1 protein-coding gene is annotated in these 636 nt (G+C 29.4%); it reads left to right on the top strand.

The annotated features are described in order from the left end of the window. Positions 1 to 512, top strand: a 512-nt coding sequence (gene rplF, locus V6U76_RS05400) for a 50S ribosomal protein L6 (RefSeq protein ID WP_333024120.1), incomplete at its 5' end; no start/stop codon positions are given. Between the last annotated feature and the right edge of the window lie 124 nt (positions 513 to 636).

The following is a 636-nucleotide window of genomic DNA, read 5'->3' as shown; positions in this document are numbered from 1 at the left end:
CTGCAAATGTTTCAGTTGAGTGTAAGGATAACAGAAATTTTTTGATTAAGGGCAGTAAAGGAATTAAGGAAGTTAGTTTGCATGATTCTGTAGTATATGAAGTTATCGGTGATCAGTTATGTTTTTCAATTAATCCAAAATATGCTGATAATGATAAAACAAAACCTATGTTAGGTACATGTAGGAGTAATATTAATTCTATTATTTTAGGTTTAGTAAATAATTTTACTGTTGAACTTGAAATTATTGGTGTTGGGTATAAGGCAGCTAATAGTGGTAAGTATTTAACTTTATCTTTAGGCTATAGTCATAATATAAAATACAAGCTTCCTGATGGTGTTCAAGCTCAATGTGTAAAAAATCAAATAATATTAAGTAGTATAAACAAGCAAAAGATTTATTCTGTTGCTTCTGATATATGTAAGCTTAGAAAGTATAATCCTTATAAAGGTAAAGGAATAGTATTGAAAGGTAAGTTTATGCTTCGCAAGACAGTAAATAAGAAGAAATAATTGAGGCATTGTGTATGAGAAGACTATATAATTTTTTAAGTAATTGTGAGAAAAGAAAGTTACGCAATAGGAAACGTCTTAATGTAGATGGGTGGCGTCCAAAGTATTTGCGCCTTTTAGTACG

Origin of the sequence: Wolbachia endosymbiont of Pentidionis agamae (assembly GCF_036711655.1) — a bacterium.
Lineage (GTDB): Bacteria > Pseudomonadota > Alphaproteobacteria > Rickettsiales > Anaplasmataceae > JAZHPY01.
The sequence above is the reverse complement of the archived record's forward strand: the minus strand, read 5'-3'. Positions and strand labels throughout refer to the sequence as shown.